24 protein-coding genes, 4 pseudogenes and 1 riboswitch are annotated in these 24,869 nt (G+C 35.8%); of the genes and pseudogenes, 13 read left to right on the top strand and 15 right to left on the bottom strand.

Annotated elements, in window-relative coordinates; translation table 11 throughout:
- Positions 1 to 26: 26 nt before the first annotated feature.
- Genes ACFOZ1_RS09075 through ACFOZ1_RS09085 form a run of 3 tightly spaced genes read left to right on the top strand, consistent with a single transcriptional unit; the run spans position 27 to position 3,284 of the window.
- On the top strand, positions 27 to 830 hold the full coding sequence (locus ACFOZ1_RS09075) for a hypothetical protein (protein ID WP_390198636.1): 804 nt from the start codon (positions 27 to 29) through the stop codon (positions 828 to 830).
- Positions 827 to 2,575, top strand: coding sequence for a site-specific integrase (locus ACFOZ1_RS09080; RefSeq protein WP_390198638.1), 1,749 nt, complete (start codon positions 827 to 829; stop codon positions 2,573 to 2,575). Before ACFOZ1_RS09075 ends, ACFOZ1_RS09080 begins: the two co-directional genes overlap by 4 nt.
- Entirely contained in the window at positions 2,565 to 3,284 is a 720-nt protein-coding gene (locus tag ACFOZ1_RS09085; RefSeq protein WP_390198640.1) for a hypothetical protein, read from the top strand. The genes ACFOZ1_RS09080 and ACFOZ1_RS09085 overlap by 11 nt, the downstream gene beginning before the upstream one ends.
- 151 nt (positions 3,285 to 3,435) lie before the next feature.
- Here the strand turns inward: ACFOZ1_RS09085 and ACFOZ1_RS09090 are convergent, their stop codons facing one another.
- The 5 genes from ACFOZ1_RS09090 to ACFOZ1_RS09110 form a co-directional block, all read right to left on the bottom strand.
- Positions 3,436 to 4,143, bottom strand: a complete 708-nt coding sequence (locus ACFOZ1_RS09090; protein ID WP_390198642.1) for a Crp/Fnr family transcriptional regulator — start codon at positions 4,141 to 4,143, stop codon at positions 3,436 to 3,438.
- Positions 4,144 to 4,257: 114 nt separating this feature from the next.
- Positions 4,258 to 4,491: a heavy-metal-associated domain-containing protein gene (locus ACFOZ1_RS09095; RefSeq protein ID WP_390198644.1), complete on the bottom strand. Its 234-nt coding sequence runs from the start codon at positions 4,489 to 4,491 to the stop codon at positions 4,258 to 4,260.
- 67 nt (positions 4,492 to 4,558) lie between these two features.
- On the bottom strand, positions 4,559 to 4,864 hold the full coding sequence (locus tag ACFOZ1_RS09100) for a hypothetical protein (protein ID WP_390198646.1): 306 nt from the start codon (positions 4,862 to 4,864) through the stop codon (positions 4,559 to 4,561).
- Between the two features lie 44 nt (positions 4,865 to 4,908).
- Positions 4,909 to 5,142 carry a heavy-metal-associated domain-containing protein gene (locus ACFOZ1_RS09105; protein WP_390198648.1) on the bottom strand — a complete coding sequence of 78 codons (234 nt, stop codon included), beginning with the start codon at positions 5,140 to 5,142 and terminating at the stop codon, positions 4,909 to 4,911.
- Positions 5,143 to 5,332: 190 nt separating this feature from the next.
- Entirely contained in the window at positions 5,333 to 7,186 is a 1,854-nt protein-coding gene (locus ACFOZ1_RS09110; RefSeq protein ID WP_390198650.1) for a heavy metal translocating P-type ATPase, read from the bottom strand.
- Positions 7,187 to 7,526: 340 nt separating this feature from the next.
- Here ACFOZ1_RS09110 and ACFOZ1_RS09115 point away from each other — a divergent pair, with 340 nt between their 5' ends.
- The 3 genes and pseudogenes from ACFOZ1_RS09115 (at position 7,527) to ACFOZ1_RS09125 (ending at position 8,788) form a co-directional block, all read left to right on the top strand.
- Positions 7,527 to 7,682: a hypothetical protein gene (locus tag ACFOZ1_RS09115; RefSeq protein WP_390198651.1), complete on the top strand. Its 156-nt coding sequence runs from the start codon at positions 7,527 to 7,529 to the stop codon at positions 7,680 to 7,682.
- Between the two features lie 542 nt (positions 7,683 to 8,224).
- Positions 8,225 to 8,332 (top strand): annotated as a pseudogene (locus ACFOZ1_RS09120) (prolipoprotein diacylglyceryl transferase family protein); the annotation flags it as partial.
- Between the two features lie 174 nt (positions 8,333 to 8,506).
- On the top strand, positions 8,507 to 8,788 hold the full coding sequence (locus ACFOZ1_RS09125; protein WP_390199001.1) for a nucleoside recognition domain-containing protein: 282 nt from the start codon (positions 8,507 to 8,509) through the stop codon (positions 8,786 to 8,788).
- A gap of 510 nt (positions 8,789 to 9,298) precedes the next feature.
- Here the strand turns inward: ACFOZ1_RS09125 and ACFOZ1_RS09130 are convergent.
- A complete protein-coding gene (locus ACFOZ1_RS09130) occupies positions 9,299 to 11,461 on the bottom strand; it encodes a type IA DNA topoisomerase (protein WP_390198653.1) in 2,163 nt (720 codons plus the stop codon).
- 284 nt (positions 11,462 to 11,745) lie between these two features.
- Between ACFOZ1_RS09130 and ACFOZ1_RS09135 the strand changes: the two genes are divergently transcribed.
- Positions 11,746 to 12,078, top strand: a complete 333-nt coding sequence (locus ACFOZ1_RS09135) for a hypothetical protein (RefSeq protein ID WP_390198655.1) — start codon at positions 11,746 to 11,748, stop codon at positions 12,076 to 12,078.
- A gap of 31 nt (positions 12,079 to 12,109) precedes the next feature.
- Here ACFOZ1_RS09135 and ACFOZ1_RS09140 read toward each other — a convergent pair whose 3' ends face one another.
- Positions 12,110 to 13,390, bottom strand: a complete 1,281-nt coding sequence (locus ACFOZ1_RS09140; protein WP_390198656.1) for a DUF2254 domain-containing protein — start codon at positions 13,388 to 13,390, stop codon at positions 12,110 to 12,112.
- Positions 13,391 to 13,476: 86 nt separating this feature from the next.
- Here ACFOZ1_RS09140 and ACFOZ1_RS09145 point away from each other — a divergent pair, with 86 nt between their 5' ends.
- Positions 13,477 to 14,817, top strand: a complete 1,341-nt coding sequence (locus ACFOZ1_RS09145) for an MATE family efflux transporter (RefSeq protein WP_390198658.1) — start codon at positions 13,477 to 13,479, stop codon at positions 14,815 to 14,817.
- A 66-nt stretch (positions 14,818 to 14,883) separates the two neighbouring features.
- On the opposite strand, the gene ACFOZ1_RS09150 is transcribed toward ACFOZ1_RS09145, so the two are convergent.
- Positions 14,884 to 15,087, bottom strand: coding sequence for a hypothetical protein (locus tag ACFOZ1_RS09150; RefSeq protein WP_390198659.1), 204 nt, complete (start codon positions 15,085 to 15,087; stop codon positions 14,884 to 14,886).
- A 348-nt stretch (positions 15,088 to 15,435) separates the two neighbouring features.
- A riboswitch (TPP riboswitch) is annotated at positions 15,436 to 15,536 on the top strand.
- 115 nt (positions 15,537 to 15,651) lie between these two features.
- On the opposite strand from ACFOZ1_RS09150, the gene ACFOZ1_RS09155 reads away from it, so the two are divergent.
- From ACFOZ1_RS09155 to ACFOZ1_RS09170, 4 genes are all read left to right on the top strand, one after another.
- A complete protein-coding gene (locus tag ACFOZ1_RS09155; RefSeq protein WP_390198660.1) occupies positions 15,652 to 16,404 on the top strand; it encodes a 3-oxoacyl-ACP reductase in 753 nt (250 codons plus the stop codon).
- Positions 16,405 to 16,438: 34 nt separating this feature from the next.
- The gene (locus tag ACFOZ1_RS09160) at positions 16,439 to 17,752 is read left to right on the top strand and encodes an LLM class flavin-dependent oxidoreductase (RefSeq protein ID WP_390198662.1); all 1,314 of its coding nucleotides are present in this window, start codon (positions 16,439 to 16,441) and stop codon (positions 17,750 to 17,752) included.
- Between the two features lie 78 nt (positions 17,753 to 17,830).
- Positions 17,831 to 18,592: a MerR family transcriptional regulator gene (locus ACFOZ1_RS09165; RefSeq protein WP_390198664.1), complete on the top strand. Its 762-nt coding sequence runs from the start codon at positions 17,831 to 17,833 to the stop codon at positions 18,590 to 18,592.
- Positions 18,589 to 19,128, top strand: coding sequence for a hypothetical protein (locus ACFOZ1_RS09170; RefSeq protein ID WP_390198665.1), 540 nt, complete (start codon positions 18,589 to 18,591; stop codon positions 19,126 to 19,128). The genes ACFOZ1_RS09165 and ACFOZ1_RS09170 overlap by 4 nt, the downstream gene beginning before the upstream one ends.
- Before the next feature lie 123 nt (positions 19,129 to 19,251).
- Here the strand turns inward: ACFOZ1_RS09170 and ACFOZ1_RS09175 are convergent.
- Positions 19,252 to 19,656, bottom strand: a pseudogene (locus ACFOZ1_RS09175) (cupin domain-containing protein); the annotation flags it as partial.
- A gap of 151 nt (positions 19,657 to 19,807) precedes the next feature.
- Between ACFOZ1_RS09175 and ACFOZ1_RS09180 the strand changes: the two are divergent.
- A pseudogene (locus tag ACFOZ1_RS09180) lies at positions 19,808 to 20,245 on the top strand (ferritin-like domain-containing protein); the annotation flags it as partial.
- 211 nt (positions 20,246 to 20,456) lie between these two features.
- Here the strand turns inward: ACFOZ1_RS09180 and ACFOZ1_RS09185 are convergent.
- The 6 genes and pseudogenes from ACFOZ1_RS09185 to ACFOZ1_RS09210 all read right to left on the bottom strand — a co-directional run bounded on the left by ACFOZ1_RS09185 (position 20,457) and on the right by ACFOZ1_RS09210 (position 24,810).
- Entirely contained in the window at positions 20,457 to 20,672 is a 216-nt protein-coding gene (locus ACFOZ1_RS09185) for a hypothetical protein (RefSeq protein WP_390198667.1), read from the bottom strand.
- 60 nt (positions 20,673 to 20,732) lie between these two features.
- On the bottom strand, positions 20,733 to 20,939 hold the full coding sequence (locus ACFOZ1_RS09190) for a transcription initiation factor TFIIIB (RefSeq protein WP_390198669.1): 207 nt from the start codon (positions 20,937 to 20,939) through the stop codon (positions 20,733 to 20,735).
- A 93-nt stretch (positions 20,940 to 21,032) separates the two neighbouring features.
- Positions 21,033 to 21,560 (bottom strand): annotated as a pseudogene (locus tag ACFOZ1_RS09195) (ATP-binding protein); the annotation flags it as partial.
- 169 nt (positions 21,561 to 21,729) lie between these two features.
- Positions 21,730 to 21,894 (bottom strand): hypothetical protein, encoded by a 165-nt coding sequence (locus ACFOZ1_RS09200; RefSeq protein WP_390198671.1) that lies wholly within the window; start codon positions 21,892 to 21,894, stop codon positions 21,730 to 21,732.
- Between the two features lie 52 nt (positions 21,895 to 21,946).
- A complete protein-coding gene (locus tag ACFOZ1_RS09205) occupies positions 21,947 to 22,366 on the bottom strand; it encodes a VOC family protein (protein WP_390199002.1) in 420 nt (139 codons plus the stop codon).
- A gap of 473 nt (positions 22,367 to 22,839) precedes the next feature.
- On the bottom strand, positions 22,840 to 24,810 hold the full coding sequence (locus ACFOZ1_RS09210; protein ID WP_390198673.1) for a glycoside hydrolase family 31 protein: 1,971 nt from the start codon (positions 24,808 to 24,810) through the stop codon (positions 22,840 to 22,842).
- Positions 24,811 to 24,869 lie beyond the last annotated feature (59 nt).

A 24,869-nucleotide genomic window follows, 5' to 3' on the forward strand; every position in this document is an offset into this window, starting at 1 on the left:
CGGAATTCATATTCGAAAATAGGAAAATGAATCGTACTTTATTATCTTATACGTATCACTTGCTTGTAAAAAAAGGACACACGCAAGCCGCACTAGAAGTAGCCCAGCGTCTACGTGCACATTTTGACTTTGAGACTACTAATATTTATATTTTTATACCCGAAGAAGAGTTAAATGATTTAACGCACCAATTATTCATCAGAGAACATTTTGGATATATCCCTGATCTATTTGCTGAGGTGCTATTTGGAAGTAAAAATGATTGTGAGCAAAGAACTAAAGAGATAGTAGCAATTAAAAAAATGTTCGGAGACATTTACAATATTGAAAGTACTGCTGGTTTCTTAAATACTATACAAGCAGAAAAAAGAAAGGTTGCAGACATGATTTTGAGCATGGGAGTTGATGAAGCAACTGAATACATGTTTAAGCTGGATGCACAATTGTTGCCTAGTAAAGAAGACCATGTGCAGTGTCTTAAAGGTATAGAGTATTGCAACAAACATAATATTTCATGCAGAAATTGCCCGATGTCAGTCCCTAATTTTTACGTTCTCTCCTCAATTGCTGAAAGTTTGACTAATAGAGTTCAACAACTCACTAATCTCGGCAAACAAGAATTTGAAGCCGAAAAGACAAAACTAGCTAATATTTTTTCCGTTGAAATCGATCAATGGAAAAGGGCTGGAGAAAAGTTCGGTAAAGAGGTAATTTATCAATTCATAGAAGGTGGAAGTCAAGCTCTTAAAGAAAAAATGAAACAAATTTCTGTTGCTGAAATACATAAGTACAAAACTTATAACACGAATAATAGTGAGGTAAAAAGATGAATAATGAACGGTTAAGTATTAATCCAAGTATTGTTGAAGAAATTGGAACTCTATCTGATTCAACATTTTTAACTAACGAAAGTATTAATGAGGCTGTAAAAATACTGAAAAATGAACCATTACATTATAGTGGTGATTTTGAAGATGAAGAGTGGATTTTTTTCAAAGACAATTTAAATACTGGCTTAAAGAGAAGAATTAATTTTAAAGAACTGAAAGCATATGATTCCGTTCACATTCCAAGAAACTTTCAAATCATTGTAAAGTGTTGGATTGCCGACTTGGTTTCGAAATACCATATTACGACAGTCGCTAACTATTATTCGAAACTGCTGAAATTTTTAACTTATACCAACGGATTTGAACAAGAGAAAGTTGACGAATTTGTAAAGTGGTTAACATCTACACAAACTATTTCGAATAAAGACAAACAGCATACCATTTTTGTCGTTTTGAATTTCTTGGACTATGCTGATATTGAAGCTGGAGAAGTGTACATCAAGCCACTCCTTAATTTAAAGAAAAAAGTCGTACGAAAAAAGAGTTACCGTGCCTTACCTCCTTCTAAGGATATACTAATCTTTTCGCAAAGTATCGATGCTTATTTTCAAGAAATTAAATCCAATAGTAACGAAACTATGGAGTGGATTAGTGAAAAGGTCTCGTACTATCCAGTTATAATTTGGTGGAAACTTACAACCATTATTCCTATACGCCCTTCCGAGTTTTGTTCGATAAAAAGAGATTGCCTTTCCGAAGAAAGGGAAAATTATTATTTACATTTACCAAGGCATAAGTATCCAAAGAAACATCCAAATGTAGTTGATAAAGTCCAAATTGATCAATCTACCTTTGATCTAATTTCTACTTACATTCGTGAGACTGATCAGTTTGGTCCTAGTGATACACTAATTTCATATAATTCCATCTTAGAAACCAGTTCAGCTTTTGTTCGTGCCATAAGAATGTCACAGAAAATAAATATTAAAGTCTTTACCATCGAACAATTATACTTATCGATCCAAAGTTTTTACGAAAAAATTGTACAACAAAAGTTCGGATTTAATATACCCCTGGAAATCCAACTACAGCCGAATGACACTAGACATTTATCTATATTTTCACTAATGATGCAAGGAGTATCACCTATTGAAATAGCAAGGTTAGCAAACCATAAAACCATTTCAATGCAGTTGAATTATGCTCATCATACTGAATACTGGATAGATTCGGAAGTATTTTCATTACTACAAAAGTTTAAGTTCACGCAATCATCTAACTCGAATCCCGAAAGTATATCTGTTGAGAATAAAAAAGAGGAAGAAACTTTGGGAGTTACTCTAGATTTATCTCCCCATATTCCGAATAACATATTACTTAAAGCGTTTAGACCACCTACCACGCCTGGTTGCAAAAAAACTTTAAAAGATATCGGGTATTGTTCAGATGAACAGCAACGTTGTGAAACTGAGGAATGTATTTTTTGTAGTCACTGGAGAACATCTTCTGAAGAAATAGCTGAAAATTTCCATATTATAAAAGAAAAGTTGGCTAATAGGAAAGGGAATGTTTATGAGTTGATTATATTCATGAAAAACTTACATTCTATCATGCTCAATGACGAATTTTCTAGAGTTAATCCTCAAAATTTTAACAAATTAAAGTCCATTTCATATCAGATTAAGGATTGCGTTAAAGAAATTACAGAGCTTAAAATACTGGAGGTTCAAAATAATGGTCAATAAGGCAGGGCGTAAAACTAAATTAACTGAAAATGAAGTCAACGAACTAATTTATTTATTTAAAACAGAGAATCAAATGAATGGAAAAATAAAATACAATGATATGTATCATTTCAACAAGAAACTAGTTCAACAAGGACGATTCCATACCGCAGCTGGAGAAGACTTTTGGAGAAAGAAAAATAGGCTTGGAAGAATAATGATTGATAAAGCCAATAATGTCTTTACTTCTAAACCTTCCACTTCTGATTTTCTGAACGACAACGTTCCAAATCTTTCCGGTATTGTTAATAAACATTACGATGATAAAGAAACACTGATTAGGGAATTAATTGTGATTGAACGTAAATTTTATAAAAATATTGAACGAAGCAGAGCATTAGAATTAAAACTTACAGAAGACGAAGGAAGATTACAAGAATACAAGAGCAAGCTTTCTGAATCAGAAAATCGTTGTGATGATCTTCAAGATGTGCTATTTAAATTACTAAGATATAGCTCAAACAAAGAAGTCCCTATTGTTAATCATTTAGATACAGGACATAAACAAACTGCCATTGTTAAAAAAGCTCTAGAAAATATCTTTAGCAATCCGTCAGATTTTTACAATTGGTATGAAACAAATCAAAAAATAACTGAAAATACAACAGATAATGTAATCCCATTAAAAAAGGAAAAAACGTTAGCAGATGAATTTTCAGATATCTTTTAGTTTTATAATAAAAAAATTGTAATAGATGTTGTTACTAAAAATATTATTTAACCACAAAAAACAGCATCTCAAATTAGTGTCACTTTCGATTTTATTTTGCACCTATTTTAAGTGTTGTTTTGCACTGTTGACATGTATTAGGCATTTTTGTTCATTCAGCATGAAGTAACAACTGATCCAAGTCAAGGATTTTAATTTTCCTTTTAGGTAACTGTTCGATGAGTCCATTTTGTTCAAGAGAAGTAAATCTACGACTTATTGTTTCTGGTGTTGTACCAAGATACGAAGCTAGATCCTTTTTAGACATCGATAAGGTAATAGTTGGACTATTGCCACTCCCTTTTTCAACACTTTCAGCTAAAAAGGATATAATTCGAGATTCAACGTTTTCAATCGCTACTTGAGTTGTTTGTTTTTCGGAATTCTTCAACCTTATTGTAACCTCTGATAGTATTTTTAAAGAAATCTGCGGATAATCCACCAAATACTTTTGTAAATCCTCTTGTCTAATTAGACAAATGGAGGTATTCTGTAGTGCTTCCGCATAGTTCTCATGGACACTTCCAGGTTGGAAAATGGCTACTTCCCCTGTGAATTCGCCTGGATTTAAAATTCGAACAAGTTGTTCCTTTCCAGAATCAGATAAATGGTAAATTCGAACTTTACCTGAGTTAATAATATATAAAGTATCGTCTTCCTCGCCAGCATGGAATAACATCTCACCTTTTTGTAAATGAAGTGTTTTCGTTGATTCTGCAATCATATCCATTTGGCGATCTTCGAGATGATTAAAGATGGGAACCAAACGGACACATTGTGCATGCCCATGGTGGTGATTGCAACATTGACTTTGTTCCAAAAATAACATCTCCCTTTTTTATAAAAAGGCCTAAGAGAGCATCTTAGGCCTACGTTCTACTTCTTTTTCCACTTTCTAATCGATCGGTTAGTCTAAAACAAAATTTCGTACAGATTAAGCAGATTTTACCTTTGTTTTGATGACAGGGTATCCTAGGTCTTCAATTGCTTTTTCGATTTCGTTAATAGCAATCGCTTCCGAATCAAAATCTACTTTTACTTTACTTGCATTGAACAAAACTTTTAAGGTATCTTGATTCACCCCGTCTAATCCTTTCACCGCACTTTCAATCTTTTGTAAACAAGACGGACAAGATAAAGTTTCTAATTGAATAGTTGCTTTTTGCATAAATCATTTCCCCTTCCTTTTTTTAATAATTATAAATCAAGTATGTTGCGTATCATTTTGAATCAATTTAAGCTTGATAAGCTTTATCTACTTCTGACAACATCTCGAATGTGCCTGCATACGTTTCACATACATCTCCAGGAATGGTGTAGTTGTCTGTGATTTTACGTAACTGAGCAAATTCGGCATCCAAGTCAGGTTTGTTTGTGCCTGCATCTTTTACTTTTCCACTAATTGTTTCGAATAATTCACGTACTTCAAAGGCTTCTGGATGATTCTTACCATGTGCACGTGTAATCGCAGTGGTGTATAAATCCAGTTTTTCAAAATTGCGTCTTACTAGTTCGTCAAATGTTTTATTTTGTTCAGACATTCTTATTTCCCTCTTTCCCAAATGTGTTTTTATGCGCCTTTATCTTAGGCAGATTTTACTTTTGAATGGAGAACTCCATATCCCAAGTCTTCAATTGCCTTTTCGATATCGGTAACGGCAACTGTTTCTGAATCAAAGTCTAATCTAACTTTACTTGCATTAAATAATATTTTTACGCTATCTTGATGGATCCCATTCAATCTTTTGACGGCATTCTCAATTTTTTGCATACATGATGGACAAGATAAAGTTTCTAATTGAATAACTGCTTTTTGCATGAACCATTCTCCTTTCATCAATCGCTGATTTTGCTTGTATTCCCTCTTCTTCCTTACAACTTAAGTATAGTTTAGGTTAAACGAAATGAAATTGACGGAAATCAAGTTTCGGAAAAAATAAGGGAAGTATTTTGTTTTTCAGAAAGAATACTTCCCGTTTATCGTTCGTAGAGACCACTTTCTAATAAAATTATCCTCTCAAACGATATCTTAACAATCTCATACCATTTAAAATAACTACTAAGATACTTAATTCGTGAACCAACATCCCAATGGACATGTTCATCCACTCACTAAAGAGTAAGCTAGCAAGTAAGATCAATACCACACCCACTGCAATGATGATGTTTTGTTTCATGTTGCTTGATGTTGATTTTGTCAGGCCTAGTGCGTGTGGCAAACGGCTAAAGTCAGAGTTCATTAAAACAACATCTGATGTTTCAATTGCAACATCTGTTCCACTTCCCATGGCGATTCCGATATCTGCTAAGGCTAGTGAAGGACTATCATTCACTCCGTCACCGACAAAGGCAATGATCCCGCCTTCTGCTTGCATTTTTTCGATATAAGCAGATTTTCCTTCCGGTAGCATATGACCATGTGCTTCTGTTAACCCAAGTTCTCGAGCAACTAAATCTACGGTTCCTTGGTTGTCCCCAGAAAGAACGACAAGGTTTTTGACCCCTAGTTTTTTCAGTTTTTGAAGATCTTGTTTCACACCCGGGCGGATTTGATCTCGAATACCCATTAGAACGTTTAATTCTCCGTCAACCGAGGTTAAAACAAGAGAGTTCCCGTTTTTTTCAAAGCGTTCGACATCTTTTTTGGCTTTTTCGCTTAACTCCACATTTTCTTTTTCCATTAAAGCTACGTTACCAACTGCTATACGATGGCCATTTACTTTTGCTACAATCCCGCCACCTTTAACAACTTTGGTTTCTTCTACTGTGGAGAAAGTCGTCTCACCAATATCTTGTAGGACTGCTTTTGCTAATGGGTGTTCCGATTCACGTTCCACACTAGCTAAGTATCCTAGAACTTCCTCGGTATTATTTCCGTAAAATTCTTTTTCGGCAACTTCAGGGTTTCCTACTGTCAATGTTCCTGTTTTATCAAATACGATGGTATCCACTCTGCTAAAGTCATTGATAACTTCACTACCTTTTAGAAGTACACCATTACGTGCGCCGTTTCCGATACCAGCGACGTTAGATACAGGTACACCGATCACTAATGCTCCAGGACATCCTAATACAAGGATGGTGATTGCCAATTCAATATCTTTTGAGAACAACCAAACAATAAAACCAAGGACTAAAACAGCTGGTGTATAGTATTTTGAGAATCGGTCAATGAAACGTTCTGCTTCTGATTTGGAATCCTGTGCCTCTTCAACTAATTCGATAATTCTACCAAATGTTGTATCTTCTCCAACACGATCAGTTTGAATTTGAATCGTTCCATTTTCTAAGATAGATCCAGCAAATACTTCAGAATCAACCTTTTTACTTACAGGTAGAGATTCTCCAGTAATACTTGCTTCATTGATGTGACCTTCACCAGTTAACACTGTTCCATCTACCGGAACTTTTGCACCCGTTTTAACTAATAAAATGTCACCTTCGTCTACATCATCGACATCTACTTCTTCAAATTCGCCATTTTCCATTTGCTTTAAAGCACTTTCTGGTGCGAGCTCTGTTAATTCTTTAATGGCAGAACGTGTTTTGTTCAAGGTACGCTGTTCTAAATAAGAACCAAATAAGAATAGGAAAGTCACAATAGCAGACTCTTCATAGTTTTTAATTAATACTGCTCCAACAACAGCAATCGTAACTAATACATCAATACTAACAACTTTTACTTTTAATGCTTGATAGGCTTGGATTGCAATCGGCGCCACACCAAGAATGGATGCAATGATGAGCGACCAATTGAATAACACCATGTTGTCTAAACTAAATTTGCCAATAAACCCTAACACAATTAAAATCGCACTAATTAGTGTAATTAGATTCTTCTTACTTAATATAAATCTTTGCATTTTATCTTCCTCCAATTTGATACTTTTTTCTTGTTGATGACTCTAGTATAGGATGTTTTGTGAAAATAATAATTGACTGGGATCAAGTTTTAAAGTAATTTTTGTTTTACTTTAACGTAAGTATAGGTGGACGTTGTTTCTAGATAATTCACTGTGTCCATAATTTTGTTTTTTCCTTTCCTTTTTATTTTGTGTTCTGTTTATAGCTTTATGATAAATGGAAAGTCGAGTAATTAAATTGACTGTTGTCAAGATTCCTATTGAAATAAGGAAATAGCTGAACCATACTTCCTAATAATTAGTTAAACTTGTTGTTATAACATTACGAGGAGGAATAAATATGGTAAAAACAACTGAATATTTTGAGTTTGCTAAAAAGGAGTTCCCAAAACTTAGGCTATTGACTGCTGCTATCGTAATGAAACATGGGGCTAATCATCCAGAGTTGAAGGAAGTTCCCAAATATTTTCGAAAGTTAATAAAGCAACTCGTGTAGCAAAAAGAAGTGGTGTGGTAAATGAGGAGATCAGCAAATCATTTCAAGAACTTCAGTCTATAACAAATAACTATAAAATCTCAAGTGACGCATGTGAAGGATATAAAACTACTTACCAATTACTAGAACAGGCTAACGATGCATTGAATGCATAACACAGGCTCCTATCTTTTTAGTATATTATACCAATAGGGTCAGCAATGAAGAGTAAAAGTTTTCCGGGATAATATTCCTCAAAATGCACTAAATATGGGATATTAAAACTATATAAGATCTAAGTAAACCGCGTATTTTAGGGGGATTTTATGTAGTTACAAGAAAAGAAAAAAGAGAATTAGAAAAAGAGAACAATTATTTTTTCGAGTTTCAAAATTAAAAAGCATTTTTTCAAAGTTACATTTCCTATGATACGGATGTCGTCCTATTGATGATGATATTGAAAAATGCATGCAATTTAGATAGTATGCGAACGATGACGGACAGGTTAAACAAAGATGAATGCATCAAAAATCTAAAAAAATACCTAGGGAATTGGTTACTCGATTGGTAGATTCTTTATTGAGGGTATGAGGACTGACAGTTTGTATGTTGCAGGTGATTTGCGGACAGCACAACTCGTTTCCCTACTAACTATCGTTGGTGCCATTATATTAATGGTCTACCGTCGTAAGACAAATACAGTAAGATATATTCATGTTTCCAGAGAAAAAAAGAGGAAATCTTCTAATACAAATAAATCAAAATCAAAGAATAAAAATTCGAAGAAAAAGAAAAAACAAAAGATTTTCTTTGAAGAAAGATTTAACAAAGAGGGGTTATCTTTAATGTCGGTGATGTTGTACCATGGTCTAAAACAAGGATTAGCAACCATATGGACATTGGGGAAAGTTATTTTTCCTATTACATTACTTGTTACCATTTTACAATTCACGCCGGTATTGCCATGGATTATTGCGTTGATAGAACCAGTTATGGGATTGCTTGGTCTTTCTGGTGAGGCCGCTGTACCATTGGTTCTAGGAAATGCTCTTATCGTCTCGGGAGAAATACGGTACAAATGCTACAGCTCGTTGAATAACTTCAGGAAAAAAATGTTCACTTTGTAATTCTTACTTGGTTATCATACCTTTGAAAGTTTAATCAATAATATCTCATAAATCCAGATTTCGTGTGTAATAGAAAGAACCCGTCATGAAAAAGGATTGATCAAAACGGATTCTTTCTTTGTGAATAGGTATACCATTTTCATAAAAAAGTTTGATCATTTTCTATCTGTGTTGTTCGGCAATTGCGCCCAGTTAATGGAAAGTAAGAATCTAACACTTCCTATGTGTTGATTCACCATTTTTACTACTGTTTTGACGCAGTTTACTTATAAAATTAATAAACAAACCTAAAAGATAAGTATAAGTCCTGATACTCCTAAAGGTAGCTAATATCTTCCCTTCCCATTCATAACCCTCCTAACTGTGTTAATTATTGTTTTATGCCACAATCTGACCATGATTGTTGAATTGTCCCGATTCGTCTCATAAAAAGTAATTGTATCAAACTCTTTTATAAATTATCGGACTTTGTTTCAAAGCTGCGGCATTACCTTTACCGTTCTTTTGCTATTAGTGTTTATTAAATTCCATTTTCCAGCTGAAGAATTCATTGTCTGGATTCTTTTCATATCTCATATTGGCATTAAACTTATTTCCTTTTTTACTTGTTAAGCCTTTTACCATCACGACACCATTTTTCAAAAGCGATTTCACCATTGTTTTGGACGGTTTTTTCTCCATCGTAGCTAGAAATTTATCATTCTTCCAAATAACAAATTTGCATCCACTTTTCCAATTGCTACAGCCATATCCTTTTCTTCCCTCGATAACTCCATGACCACAAAGTGGGCATTTGCCTAACACTTCATTTTGCTTCTTATTCCTTTCCACTTCATTAATGATTACTTGTTGTTCTTTTTTTATTTTATCAACAGCTTTGGAAGTAAAATTAAAAATTACATTAAGAAATTCCTGTTTCGTATATTTCCCCTTTTCGATATCCGACAATGTTTTTTCTAACCGTCCAGTAAACTCCAAATCAAACAATTCTTTGATTGGAAATGTTTCTACTAATTTTCTTCCAAGTTCTGTACAAACTAAATTTTTATTTTGCATAGCAATATATCCAACATCTTTTAATTTTTTGATTGTTTCAGCTCTAGTAGCTGGTGTTCCAATACTAAAACCACTTAAAATAGCAATCATCATTTTTTCACTTTCTTCATTATCGTGACCCTTCCCGCATGTTTCCATCATTTTTAGAAGTGTTTTTTCGGTATGTTGCTTTTTTGGTTTGGTAACATGAGATGAAATAGAATGGTTCATTATGTCTACCATGTCATTGATACTCACAAGTGGCAAAATCGTATCTTTTGACTCAATTTTCTCGACCTTTTTCCAACCTTCAGCAAGTTGAACTTTCCCTTTAGAAAGGAAGTGCCCTTCTAATGACGTGTCCTTGATTGTTGTCGTCATTTTCGTTTCGTCATATTCTGCAATTGGCATAAATTGCATGATGAAACGATTTTTAATTGCTTGATAAATGAGTTCCTCGTCTCGTGATAAGGAGGAGGGCATCATATATGTTGGGATAATGGCACTATGGCTCTCGACTTTTTTGTTGTCAAACACACGTCTTTTCTTAGCAAAAACGATTTCTTCTTCATATGGAAGGCCCTTTTTCAGCTTATTTAGGACTTTTGCTGCTTTGTCGACTAAGCTCTCTTCTAGCACCACGCTTGCTGTACGAGGATAGGTAATATATTTCTTTTCATATAATGATTGCGCTACTTTCAACACTTTGTCTGAACTGAAGCCTTTGTATTTACTCGTAATGTAACCTTGTAAACTAGATAAGTTAAATAAATATGGAGGATATTCCTTTTTTCTCTCCACACTCTTCTTTGTAATTGTCGCTAGTTGTTGCTGTTCTAGTAGTTGCTTAACGGTTTCTAGTGTTTTTTTGTCTTTAAATTTGTCTTCTTTACCTTCTGTATAGATGCCTTCATATTGTTTTTCATCTGCTGTTTGGAATGTAGCAACTAATTTGAAATAATTCTCCGGGACAAAATTCGCGATTTCTTCGTCTCTGTCATAAATAATTTTTAATGTAGGCAATAATACTCTACCAATATTCAATGCTTTGCCCGCACCTTTTTGATACTTCAATGTCGCAACAGATGTTAAGTTAATACCAATCACCCAGTCTGCCCATTGCCTACTAATACCAGCATCTAATAATGGGCGCATCTCTGTATTTGGCTTCACATTTCCAAGGCCTTTTACCACTTCTTCTTGTGTCCATTCGTTCAAGAGAAGGCGATAGACTGGCTTTTGTGTTTTTAATTGATAGATGATCGTATCCCCGATTACTTGTCCTTCTCTATCATAATCACATGCTGAAATGACTGCATCAACATCTGGGCGTTTGATTAATTGATAAATGATTTTTAACTGTTTCTTTGCACCAAGATCTTCCTTGTCTTTATTACGTGGGTTATTTTTGACTTTATATTGAAAGGACGGTGGGATGAATGGGAAATAGTCCATTCGCCATCTTGCTAACTTTTTATCATAATCTTTTGCATCGTATAGTTGTAGTAAATGCCCAAACGCCCATGTAATGACATAGTCCTTTCCTTCGAAGTAGCCGTCTTTTCGTTGGGTGATATGTAAAGCATCTGCAATGTTTTTCGCGACAGATGGCTTTTCGGTTAGTATAACTTGAACCATATTGTTTCCTCCATGTACATAATTTTAGGGGTGTGATGTGAGAAGAAGTAGACTTGAGGTTATTCATTAGTTTAACAGATTCGCTGCAAAAGATTAAATAACAATTTCAATCATTTTGACGAATATTCGACGGAATAGATGACACATTTTGTCTATTTTTATTGCAATGTCATGTAAATACATATAGAAATAGTAGATTTAGATAGGTGAAAGTATAGATAAAATAAGCTATGATGAAGATAGAGAATGATTAGGAGATTAGGCGGGGTTGAAATGGACGAGCAATGAGGAAGCCATCGATTGCATTACAAAATCGTGTGGTCATATTAGACAATCCATTTGGCAAAGCTTCTAGTGATCATGTATTAAGTCCAGTCTTTTTCATTGCTGAACAGTTAGGTTTTCAAATGATTGCATTAACCGCACATGCAGAGGGTAAGTTCTTGCAAGATTACTTCCCAATCATTTATAGCTGTCGCTTACGTACATCAAAGGATGCAAATAAAAAGGTGATGGCAACAAGCAAATGGCTCCATCATGCCTATTTCCAAGATCATGAACCTTCTGTAATTGATCGATTAGGGCAAACAGAGCAGATGGATATGTTCTCTTTATAAATTTGTTGGCATAAGAGTAGTGAAATCCCCACTACTCCTTATCCAGCTCCTCACGAATTTCATGCACGAGTCTCTCATAATAACGATCGTCCAATGTATGCATCGATAAGTCTTTCATCCTATGATCGACATAATCAAGCATGACAAGCATCTCTTTTTTTACTTTTCCGTGATTGTATTTCACTACTGTTTTATAACTTCTGAGTACAGCCAGAATGACAGATATATCGCTAGCATATGCAACGATTTTGTTATAACTAGTATAAAGCATGTCTTGAATCGAACGTTGCTTCAGCACGACGCGTTGTTTCCCGTCCTCATGATATGCGGCATATTCTGAATCATGCTTAATTAATAATCCTAACACTCTTCCGATTTGTTCCAAACAATCAATCGCAGTGTGCGGGTCATTGACTGCTGGTGAAATCGCACGTAAAGCAATTTCTTCTAACTTTTGAATCGTGAACATGGAATCTTCTTTTTCGTTTCGTTCATTCCCGATTGTAATGGCATGAAGTAGAGCTGTTTCATCGATTTCTTCTTCATTTGTGTGTACGAGTAATGCGCAGTCTTTCGGTGTGACATATACGCCGATTTCTACTTGGATAGCTATTCTTGCATCGATTTTCTTTGCTTGTTGAAATAGAAGGTCTGTATCGATAATTTGGACATAGCCATGTGATGGAAAAAATAATTCGTGCTTGTAGGAATAAGTGTCGACAGTAGATGGACTTGTAACCACACACTCTTTTTTGTAAAAGGATTCTAATTTCTCGACACGGTCGTTCCCTTCATTCACAAGATTTCGGATCAAATTGGATACTTGCATAAATGTTCCTGCATGTTGGATGAAAAAGGCGAAAAAACCTAAGCATAGTAACGAAATCAATACACCAACAGTCGCAGATAACAATACTTCTGCATCTGTATTTAATCGTACGAGAACTAATGACACAACAGAATAATAAAATCCTGCGATAAAGACACCAAGAACGTGCAATGTCTTTTTATCTGTCAAAAAGTTCTGTAACGTTCGTGGTGAGAATTGAGACGAATAGGTTGTAAGTACAACCATAGTCGTCGAGAATGTGATTGTTGTCATTGTTAACAGGGCACCAGCAATCACACCAAGTGTATCCTTCGCAAGGTCTGGGCTTGTAAGAATGACAGATGGGAAGAAATCACTCCATTTTGCGAGTACTTGATGGTCAATCAATTGAATGAATAGAATGAGTATTGTTGTGACAAGTACATAAATGGCTGGAATGACCCATAGTTGTTGCTGAATCCGATACCAAAAATGCTTGAGCATGATTGTACCTTCTCTCTTTAGTAAGTTGTAGTATTATTATAAGTGATATTGGATTTGATAACCATTGTGAAGAAAGGCTGTTTGCATTGAATACAAAGAAACAACATGATTTTACAAAAGGGAATATTTTGAAACAGTTAATTGTCTTTTCAGGGCCATTAATTATTGCAAATTTATTACAGACATCGTATCAATTTGTTGATAGCTTATGGGTCGGGAATTTGCTAGGTGATGAAGCGTTAGGTGCTGTCGGTGTGGCAAGTACAATCATTTTCACGATGCTTGCATTTGCAATCGGGCTTAGCAATGCATCTTTAACAATCTTGTCTCAACAAAAAGGGAAGAAAGACGAAGCTGGATTAAAGCGTTATTTAAATGGGTTTGTCGTCGTCTTGACAGTATTAGCACTGGTGATGGGGACATTTGGATATGTCTTCTCTGAAGGATTATTACGATTACTTGGTACCCCTTCAAGCATGATAAAAGAGGCGACCACGTATTTACGGATTAATTTTGTCGGAATATTGTTTTTGTTTGGCTACAATTTTATTAGTACAGTTCTGAGAGCGATTGGCGATAGCAGAACTCCACTTCGCATTGTCGCTATTGCGGTTGTATGTAATATTGTATTAGATCCATTGCTTATTTGGGGTGCGCAATTAGGAGTTGCTGGAGCGGCATATGCGACGATTTTTTCCCAAGGGTTGTCTTGTGTAATTGGAATTGCATTGATTATTAAGCGTAAGCTCGCTCCATTTCCGATACCTTATATTCCGAAAAGTAAAGAAGTGAAACTCATCTTAAACCTAGGGATTCCTTCAGGGTTACAAATGATGATGATATCAGCTGGGATGGCTGCGATTATGACTGTCGTAACAGGATTTGGACCAGCGGTTGTGGCAGGTTATAGTGCAGCACAGCGACTTGATAGTATTATTATGTTACCAGCACATGCATTGGGTACAGCGGTAAATAGCATGGCAGGACAAAATATTGGTGTTGGAAATTATAAACGTGTGCATCAAATCACGAAAGTTGCTGTTCTTTATAATTTTGTCATAATGTTCGCACTAGGGTTACTTACGATTCCATTAGCTAAATATGGCATTAGCTTATTTGTCCAAGAAGTGGATGCAGCTTCTTTCGGTACTACATTTATTCAAATTGTCGCATTATGTTATCCGTTTTTAGGTATTAATTTTGTTTTAAACGGTATTGTACGAGCATCTGGTGCGATGTATCAAGTACTCTTTCTGAACATTATTTCCTTTTGGGTGCTCCGTTATCCGTTGTCTGCCTTTTGTGCCAAACTGTTCGGGGAAGCAGGTATCGCTATTGGGATTGGCAGTAGTTTCGTAATTAGTAGTATTTTGGCTTACATGTATTTTCGGTTTGGGAAATGGCGAGAGAAAGAGTTGGGGGTTTGATTTTCAGAGGTGGATTGTTCCTTCAATGTGATAAGTACCACAAACATCTGCAGAGCAAAAAAACTCTCAACTTTCCTCGCTATTAGACTTACTAAACATAAATACGATGACGTTCACAATCAATATAATCAATAGAATTAGTATGTCTAAACTATAGATGGAGAACAAGTTCTTGCCATCAGTTACTACACTGTAAACTCTTATCAAAATGGTTAAAGAAATAGCTATAAAAAATAGTATGGAATATTTTTTAGGTAATTTTCTATTCACTCTTACCTTCCTCCTGTCCACATATTGTAATCGTAATTAATTACTATTTTAACATTAAAAGCCAAATATAAGAGTGCTTTTAATAAAAAAGTAGTACCTTGTTAAGTGATATTCACAATTTTAGTTGGTGGCCTGGGAGATATAAGTGTAAGCCGAAACAATATGCTGTTCTATAAATCATAAGTAAGCTCGGCTATCCAGATTCATATAGTTTCTCCAAAGTATTTAATAAATTTTACAACATACCACCGTCTAAGTTTGTTAATTAAAGATGGTTGGATGTAAAAGTAAATATTGTTATGACTTGACATAATTTTCTGACAAAGGTAACATCGAAGATAATTCAAATAGATGCACTAGGGGTGTTTTTTAACTGAGATGAGTGTGTACTCAAACCCTTTGAACCTGAACTAGTTAGAACTAGCGTAGGAAAGTGTTAACTATAATACATACATAAAGTACACGTGTGCTTTGTTTTTTGATATGTCATTATTTGTTTATGCGCAACTTTCCTACGGGTCTGTTGTGCATTTTTTGATGCAAAAAAATAGAGGAGTTGTCAAAATGTCTAGAACAGTATTAGTAACAGGTGGTAGTCGAGGTTTAGGAAAAGTAATTGTACAAACATTGTTGCAGCAAGGATTCCAAGTTGTTGTTAATTACAACAAAAGTAAAGAGGCTGCGTTGGCGCTTGTAGCGGAGGCAGTGGAAGGAACAGCCATTGCACTTCAAGCAGATGTAACGAATAGAGAAGAAGTGAATCAACTGGTAGAGAAGGCAACAGCGTATTTTGGCCAAATAGATGTTGTTGTAAACAATGCACTAGTAGACTTCAAATTTGACCCAACACAACAAAAGCCTTTTGCAGAGCTAGATTGGGAGGATTACCAAAAGCAGCTAGATGGGACTCTAAAGGCGGCATTTCATACATGTCAAAGTGTAATTCCACAATTTATCGAACGAAAAAAAGGAACAATCATTAATATTGGAACGAATTTATATCAAAATCCAGTTGTCCCATATCATGAATATACGACGGCAAAAGCTGGATTGATAGGTTTTACGCGAAATATCGCTGCAGAACTAGGTACTTTCGGAATAAAAGCAAATGTAGTTTCAGGTGGTCTATTGAAAACAACAGATGCAAGTGCTGTTACAACGCCTGAAGTATTTGACTTGATTGCACAATCCACTCCATTGAAAAAAGTAACGACACCTCAAGATGTAGCCAATATGGTCGCTTTTTTAGCTTCAGAAAATGCAGATGGAATTACAGGGCAGAATATTACAGTCGACGGCGGATTGACAATGAATTAATAGAAAAAATGATAGATTTTGAGGTGTTCTATAAATGGAAAGAAACGAAAGGAAGCAACTTCATTTAGGTGTGTTACTATATGGAACGGGCCATCATCAAGCGGCATGGCTGTTGCCTGATTCAAGTGTAGAACGGATTGGTGATATCACGTATTACCAATCCTTAGCACAGTTAGCAGAGAAAGGGCTCTTTGATGCTGTATTCTTTGCTGACAACCAATCATTCGCGGCTAATCATCCTAATATGATGCCAGCATTTTGGTTTGATCCACTCATTAATTTAACAGCAATTGCACAAGTGACCAAACATATTGGATTGGTCTCTACGATTTCTAGTACGTTTTCCAATCCTTACACAGCTGCACGACAACTATTAAGTTTGGATCATATAACAAAAGGACGTGTTGGTTGGAATCTCGTTACATCTATGACAGATTTAGAGGCACAAAACCATAGTATGAAAGAACTCCCACCACATGCGAAACGTTATGAGAAGGCAGAAGAGTTCGCTGAAGTAATGAATAAGCTGTTTGAGTCTTGGGACAAAAACGCATTTTTACACAATCGTTCCGAAAGAAAGTTAATCGATGCATCTAGCATTCAACCTTTTCATCATGATGGGCATTACTTTCAAGTACAAGGACCTTCCACCACACCAAAGAGCCCACAAGGTAAACCGGTAGCTATGCAAGCAGGCGCTTCGAAACAAGGTATTGCTCTAGCTGTCAACTATGCAGATGCCGTATATTCCGTTTCTTGGAACATAAAGCAAGCAAAGAGGTTCAGGAAAAAGTTAGATGACCAAATGAATCAAACACTCTCTACCCATCGACATATTAAAATATTTCCTGGATTAGTTACATATGTTGGACGAACCTACGAGGAAGCTTTAGCGAAAAAAAGAGCTTTAGATGAGTTGTTACCTATTGAAACGGCTTTAAAACAACTGAGTTTTTTTGTTCAACAAGACTGTTCCAATTGGGAATTAGATCAAAAAGTACCACCACTACCTCCAGTTGAAGCATTTACTGGTCCTGTTGGTCGTTATGAAACAATTCTCGAGATTATACATGATACGAATCCGACTGTAAGGGAATTATTAGGATATCTAAATGCAGGAGGTGGACATTTCACTATCGTAGGCACACCAACAGATATTGTGAATCAGATGGAAGAATGGTTGGACGCAGGTGTAGCGGATGGATTTAATTTGATGCCACCTACATTGCCTGGTAGTTTAGAAGATTTTGTTGCATTAGTTGTTCCAGAATTGCAAAGAAGAGGTATTTTCAGAACAGAATATACAGGAAATACTTTTCGCGAGCATTTAGATTTAACAACTGTGTAACTTTTTTAAATTTCCTCTTGAAAGTGACCTTACGTCATTTTGTATACTATACTTAATACAAAGATGGGAGTGTCGCTTTTGTTAACAATTAAGGAAGTTACTAAGCAAACAGGTATCACTGTTCGGACAATGCGCTACTATGACCAAATCGACTTGCTACCACCAGCAGGTAAGACAGAAGGTGGGCATAGGTTATATGGAGAAAAAGAGTTAAAAAAGCTACAAGAAATTCAGTTTCTCAAGTCACTTGGCTTCACATTAGAGGAAATCAAAGAGATGTTAGCAGATACAGAGCATGATTGGTTTACAGGATTGAAGAAACAATTAGGCTATGTCAGAAACGAAAAAAAGAGAATCATAGAAATGGAAAAAACGATTCAAGGATTACTGAATGAAGTCATGTTAAATGGAAAGATTGATTTACCATCTGTCCAAAAATTGATTCAATTATACCAACAAAATGCAGATAAAAAAGAAGTGTATAGAGAAGAAATGTTTGATGACAATGACCAAGAGTTATTGGATATGTTGCCAAATATGAACAGCGGAGATCCGGACACATTGGAGTGGATTGCTTTATTAGGCCGATTAAAAAAGGAGATGTCGAAAGGGCCGTCTTCTCCGGAAATCCAACGTATTGTCAAACGGATGTTGGAAAAGGAACAAGAGACATATGGGAATGAGACAGATTTTGGTGAAAAAGTATGGGAAATTAGAAAATCACCTGAGAAATCGGAACGTGCGGGCTTTTATCCGATTGAGCCAGAAGTCACTGAATTTTTAGAAGTTGCGTTTCATATATTTATGGAAAACGAAAAAGGCCAGGAGGAAGAGAAATGAATCTTATCGCATGGATTATTATTATTTGTGAAATCAGCTTCTGGCTTGTGATTCTTCTAGGATTGTTTACTAGATACATTTGGAAAAAGCCAATGCTAGGTTTATTTATCCTGGCATTAACACCAATTATTGATTTAATGCTGTTAGTTTTTACAGGATACGATTTAGCACAAGGCGCGACAGCAACGATGGCACATGGATTAGCAGCGGTGTATATCGGTGTCTCCATCGTTTTCGGAAAAAGTATGATTCAATGGGCAGATGAGCGTTTTCGTTATTATGTGACAAAAGAAGGCCCGAAGCCAGTGAAGTTAGTTGGACGGGAATATGCATTTCATTACTTGAAAGGGTGGGGGAAGCACGTTTTCTCTTATGTAATCGGAGCGGGGATTTTGGCCTTTGTCATCTTTTTTATTAATGATGCGACGAAGACAGAAGCAATGTCTGGGATGATACGATTGTGGACACTCATAGTAGGAGTTGATTTGATTATAGCTATTTCCTATTTTATTTGGCCACGAGGGGTAAAGGCTTAAAGGATAGTTTTGGCCCCACTTCGTTTTTGTTGGAAGTGGGGGTGGTTATTCTTTTAACGTGACTTTTTACTATACTTTTACAAGAAAAAAGATGAGTCTCTTCATGTGTAAATTGTTCAATCCCTACATATTTTTACTTTGCTGGAGAAGTTTCGATTCTCCTGTCCGTTCCCACTCTTCTACTGTTTCATATGCCTTTTCAGGAGAATAACCTTTCCCTACAAGAACTCCCATTAGTATAAACTCTTGAAGTATATGTGTAGCATTTATACCTCTTTTAACATCTTCTAGCCCCTCATCAACTAAAAATTCCGTATACTTTACCCATTCATCCCGGGTCTTACCAAAGACATGTTTATTTCCATGCCCTTCTTCTGCAAGTATTGCATCTGCTTTGGTAAAGTGAACCGTTCCAAATGGATGATTAGGCGGGGCATAAATGGAATATAGTTCGAGAGGAGTATTACCAGTATTGATTAAATTATGCCATGTTCCAGCAGGGATCTTGATTGCAGAATCATCATAAAGTTTTTATATTTTTAAAAAAGTAACATTTCCTCTAACAGATCCTCTAACAGAAGGAAAAGACGTGCACGGTAACCTACACCTATCGCATAAACTATAGTGAAAATGAACGAGAAGGAGAACACCAATGAATTTTTATCTAGAAGATAATCATCGTCAATGGAATGATTATGGAGCTAAAGCGGCATTAAATGCTACCTCTCTCACACTTCCTCAAATGTTAATATTTGCTCTTCAAGATGAATACCTTGCACAAGCAAGATATGATACTATATTAAGGACTTTTGGAGATATTCGTACTTTTTCCCAAATAAAACAAGCAGAACAGAGACATATACAGGCATTATTACCACTTTTCGAACAGTATCAAGTGCCTTTACCCGAAAATATATCGATGAATTTTGTGATCACGCCACAAAGTATAAAAGAAGCATTTAGGGTTGGGGTTCAAGGAGAGATAGAGAATATATCTATGTATGAAAAGTTTTTAACATACGTTATTCCGGCAGATGTGAGGTTTGTATTCCAACAACTTCGCAATGCTTCTTTGAATCATCTTGAAGCGTTTGAAAGAGGGCTCGCTAGAAATTAATGTTGTACAAAATGAGAGTATAATAAGAATACTTATTTTCCTATTATACTCTGGTTTTTTTTAAGCGAAATGAAACGGTTTATTGCATCGCTCTTCAATAAGTTATAATCCTACAAATAATCAATATAATGAATATATTATTCGCTTGCAATTCGAATTCTATCTTCGAATGCTTTTGTTGATTATGGCAAAAATCCATATAAGGATATTTTTATTTCATCGACTTTTGTACTTTCTCACAGGTAAATGAATAATGTAAAGTTAGTGAATCACTTTCAACTTTTGGATAGCCACCATTTTCATAACATCTATCACTAGCAAGTCTAAGTTCTTTGTTGTTTAAATAGGATTGGGTAGCAATGAAAAAGGTTATTGTTACGAAAATTAACACACCTAAGGCGATACTTATTTTTGTTCGTATATTCATTTCATCTCCTCCGCTTCTTTTCTGGAATTCCTTTAATGTCAAGTGTTATGCGCAACACTTTTAATAAATCGTCCCCTTAAACTTCTCCGGTTTCTTCGCATAACTTTCCAGAATAAATCCACATTCAATGCAAATAATGTGTTCGATATCCGATCCAAAGCTCATCTTATTATCTGGATATAATACTGCATAGCCTCTTTGTTTGCCTTTACCTAATTCTTTGCCTCCGCATTTAGGGCATTCTGTCACATTTGTAGGATGCATCATTTGAAAACCAACCTCCATTTTCAGTTATGTTCTTGGTATGTATACGAATGGATGAGAAATTCGTTTCATATTGTTGTGTTTCGTGTGGATAATATGTAGATAATCCCTGACAAAGTTTACTCGTTCATTAACCGTATAGTCACCCTCTATTCTTAATACTGGACAAGATAAAGCCGCCATCCATTGTTCATGAAGGGCTTTGCTTCTGACTTCTACACCGGCGTGATCATATAATGCGGCCCATTCCAAAAAGGTTTTTGATTGCTCGCACTTACTGCCACCAGTCAAGATTTCTTCTCCATATCGCTCTAATTCTCTCTGTTTTAATCTTTCCATTCTTAATTCTTGTGGAATCCATAAGAATACAACAAGGTCAAAATGCTCTTTATATTCATCTCCCCAACGACAGACTGCACCAGATAGAATCCAGTTATCTATGGATGTAATATCTTTTTCTAATAAAGCCTTTCTCTCCGTTATTGGTCTTGGAACAGTATATTTCGTTGTCCAATAGTAATCATCCGTGTCTAAATGTGGATAGTTTAGAACTTCAGATAATGCAGCACCAAGAGTAGAAGTTCCAGACCCAGAAGCTCCCATAATATGAATTCTAGTCAACATGTATCCTCCTGTTCCATAAATAAAAGTTAGATTAATAAAATAAAAGTTAGATTAATACTAAATGATGATTCTTGAGGTGTAAGTGTTTGTGTGGTGAAGTCAAGACAAGATATACTAATAGAAGTAATACTATAGGTAGTAAAAAGATATCGCCTTTATAAGAAAAAAACTATTTACGAAGCAACCATATCGTAATAAGTACAGTTGCTATAATCAGCCATGTCAGAACAATGACAGGGACTTTCACTTTGTTGTTTTCGATATATTTTGCAGCAACAATTTCAATGGAAATTCCCAATAGAAAAAGTGCAATCAGAATAACCCAATCGTTCATTTCAATTCCCCCATTTCCTTATTTGTTGATCTCATCTGTTAAAAAGTGAATGTTATGTTTGGTCCATGAATTTTTCTTTGAAAACAGGACTTAGCTCACTCCATACATCAAATTTATTGCCATCTAAGTCATAAAAGACAAAATTTCGTCCGGGATGGCCTCTGTCTTCTAACTCACCAACTCGCACGCCTTTCTCTAAAAATTCCTTGTGAATCTTTTCGAGTGCTTCCAATCCATTTACTTCAAAAGTGACAGAAGCCCATTCTTCTCCATGAATATCTACAAAATTAGAACTTTGTTGTGCATCTGATTGAACAAGAAATATACTCTGATTGGCAAGATTTATGATTGCTTTATCTTCATCTTGATAACTTAATTCTGCACCTAAATTGTGGATGTACCAGTCTGTAGCACGTTCCACATCCGTTACAGGAATATAGTTGGTACCGATGCGTAGCAATTTTTTGTTCATTAAATTTGCGTTCTTTTTCTTAGATTCTAAGAAGTAGCAAAGTAATGCTGTGATAAAACAGAGTAGTAGAATAATAGTAAACCCAAAGGCGAATATCATAGTTTCTAAGTGCGCATAGCTGTAACCACTATCGCTTTTAAATATGTAATGGACAAGAATAAAAAAGATAATGACACTGAGTGCAAGCACACTAAAGAAAATCTTAACATATCGTTTCATGACCATCCTCTTCTTATGTTATTGGAAGAATTATTAATACATATCTAGAAAACTGCCTCTTGGTAATTTTACCACAAAATTGCCAAATACCCCATAAAATTATGAATGAGTTCCAAAAATAGATAGGAGGTAATATACTAAAAAAGTAGTCCACTTACAGTTACAAGTGCTAGCACTGTATGTGTAAGTGGAGCTACTTATGCGTTATGGAAAAATATTACCGATTGTGACGATACGTCCATCTATATTATTTCTTAATCAACAATTGGTAAATTAGCGTCGTTTTTTAAGAATAATGGGATTCGTTCTAATGGAGCATCCACAGCTATCATTTGCCCACCTTGATACCTTTTCCTAGAATAAGGATCGACCCAATCTGCATGAGCTGGTAAATATACACGACGGTTTCTTTGTCCTTCTTTCAAGATAGGTGCTACTAATATATCAGGCCCAAACATGTATTGATCCTCAACATCCCATGCTGTCTGATCGTTTGGGAAATCATAGAATAATGGGCGCATTGGTGGGGTGCCTTTCTTATGTGCTTGTAGCATCAACTCTGAAATATAAGGGCGAAGACGCTCGCGCAGATGTAAAGACTCCTTAAATATTTCATAAGCTTCATCACCATAACTCCATACTTCATTCGCGGCACCGCTATGACATTGCCCACCGCCAGTAGTGCCTATTGGCTTTTGCATAGGCATTCTATCCCCATGCAAGCGGAATACAGGGCAAAACACACCGTATTGGAACCAGCGAATAATACATTCGCGGAAAGAAGGGTCATCAGGATTACCTCCATGGAAGCCACCAATATCAGTTGTCCACCAAGGAATACCTGCGATAGCCATATTTAAGCCTGCACGTACTTGATTATTTAGGACTTCAAAACTCGAATGTATGTCACCAGACCATGCTAGGGCGCCATAACGTTGGCTACCAGCCCACGCGCAACGAACGAGGTTAATAATATTTTCTTGCCCTTCTGCTTTCATTCCATCATAAAAAGTCTGGCTATATTTACTTGGATAGATATTCCCCACCTGTAAGCTAGAACCTAGATGATATCGATAAATATCATGATCATATACGGTGAATTCTGGTTCAGCCTCATCTAGCCAAAATACTTGAATACCTTTATCATAATAATTTTTCTTAATCTTTTTCCACAAAAAGTGACGTGCATCAGGATTTGTCGCATCAAAAATCGCGTTTTGCCCTAAGAATTGAAATTGTGTGCGTACACCACGATCTGATCGAACAAGGTATCCTTTTTCAATCATTTCTTGATAATTTTCGCTCTCTGTTTGTACCGTTGGCCATACAGAAATCATTAATTCAATCCCCATTGCTTTCAGTTCTTTTACCATTCCTTCTGGATCAGGCCAATACTGAGGATCAAACTTCCAATCTCCTTGATTTGTCCAGTGAAAGAAGTCAATGACAATCACCGAAATGGGAAGCTTCCTTCTTTTATACTCTCTAGCAATTTCTAGTAACTCATCCTGTGTTTGATATCTTAGTTTACATTGCCAGAAGCCCATCCCATAGTCAGGCATCATCGGTACGGTACCTGTAACAGAAGCATAGGATTCTTCGATTTCCGCTGGGTTATCTCCTGCTGTAATCCAATAATCCAATTGCTTTGTAGAAGGTGCTGTCCATTCCGTTACATTTAAGTTAAAGTTGACACGGCCTACTGCTGGATTATGCCAAAGCATACCATATCCCAAGCTAGACATTACAAATGGCACACTAGCTTGGCTATTTCTATGTGTTAGTTCTAACATGCAACCTTTAAGATTTAAAAAAGGTTGTTGGTATTGTCCCATTCCATAGAGTTTTTCTTTTGGATCTGATTCAAGACGCAGGGTTAGTTTATAATCACTGCTTCCTGGATGGGGAATTAATTCTCTGCCCCCATACTTTAATTGATAGGTATTTTCTGATTCTCTTAGTAATATCTTACCTTTTTCGTTATAAAAAGTGACTTGCCCATTGCTCTTCACTTCTGCTTTAATTTTGCCGTTTACAATTGTGGCAACATCTTCTTTTAATTGGATTTCTACCTGTATATCTTCCTTTGGCAAAAGCGCCCAATCCCAATCTTCAATTGCAGTGTAGGATGCTCTGACTCGTAGAGAATTCTCTCCCCATGGTTCAATCCATAATTTTTCTGAATCATATTCTCTGATTAGACAATTTCCATTTGTTTTGAACATAGTACGACTCTCCTCCTTAATATATGCCGATTTACTTTGCGACAAAAGGCATTGTATAA

Origin of the sequence: Gracilibacillus marinus (assembly GCF_042651725.1) — a bacterium.
Classification (GTDB): domain Bacteria; phylum Bacillota; class Bacilli; order Bacillales; family Amphibacillaceae; genus Gracilibacillus; species Gracilibacillus marinus.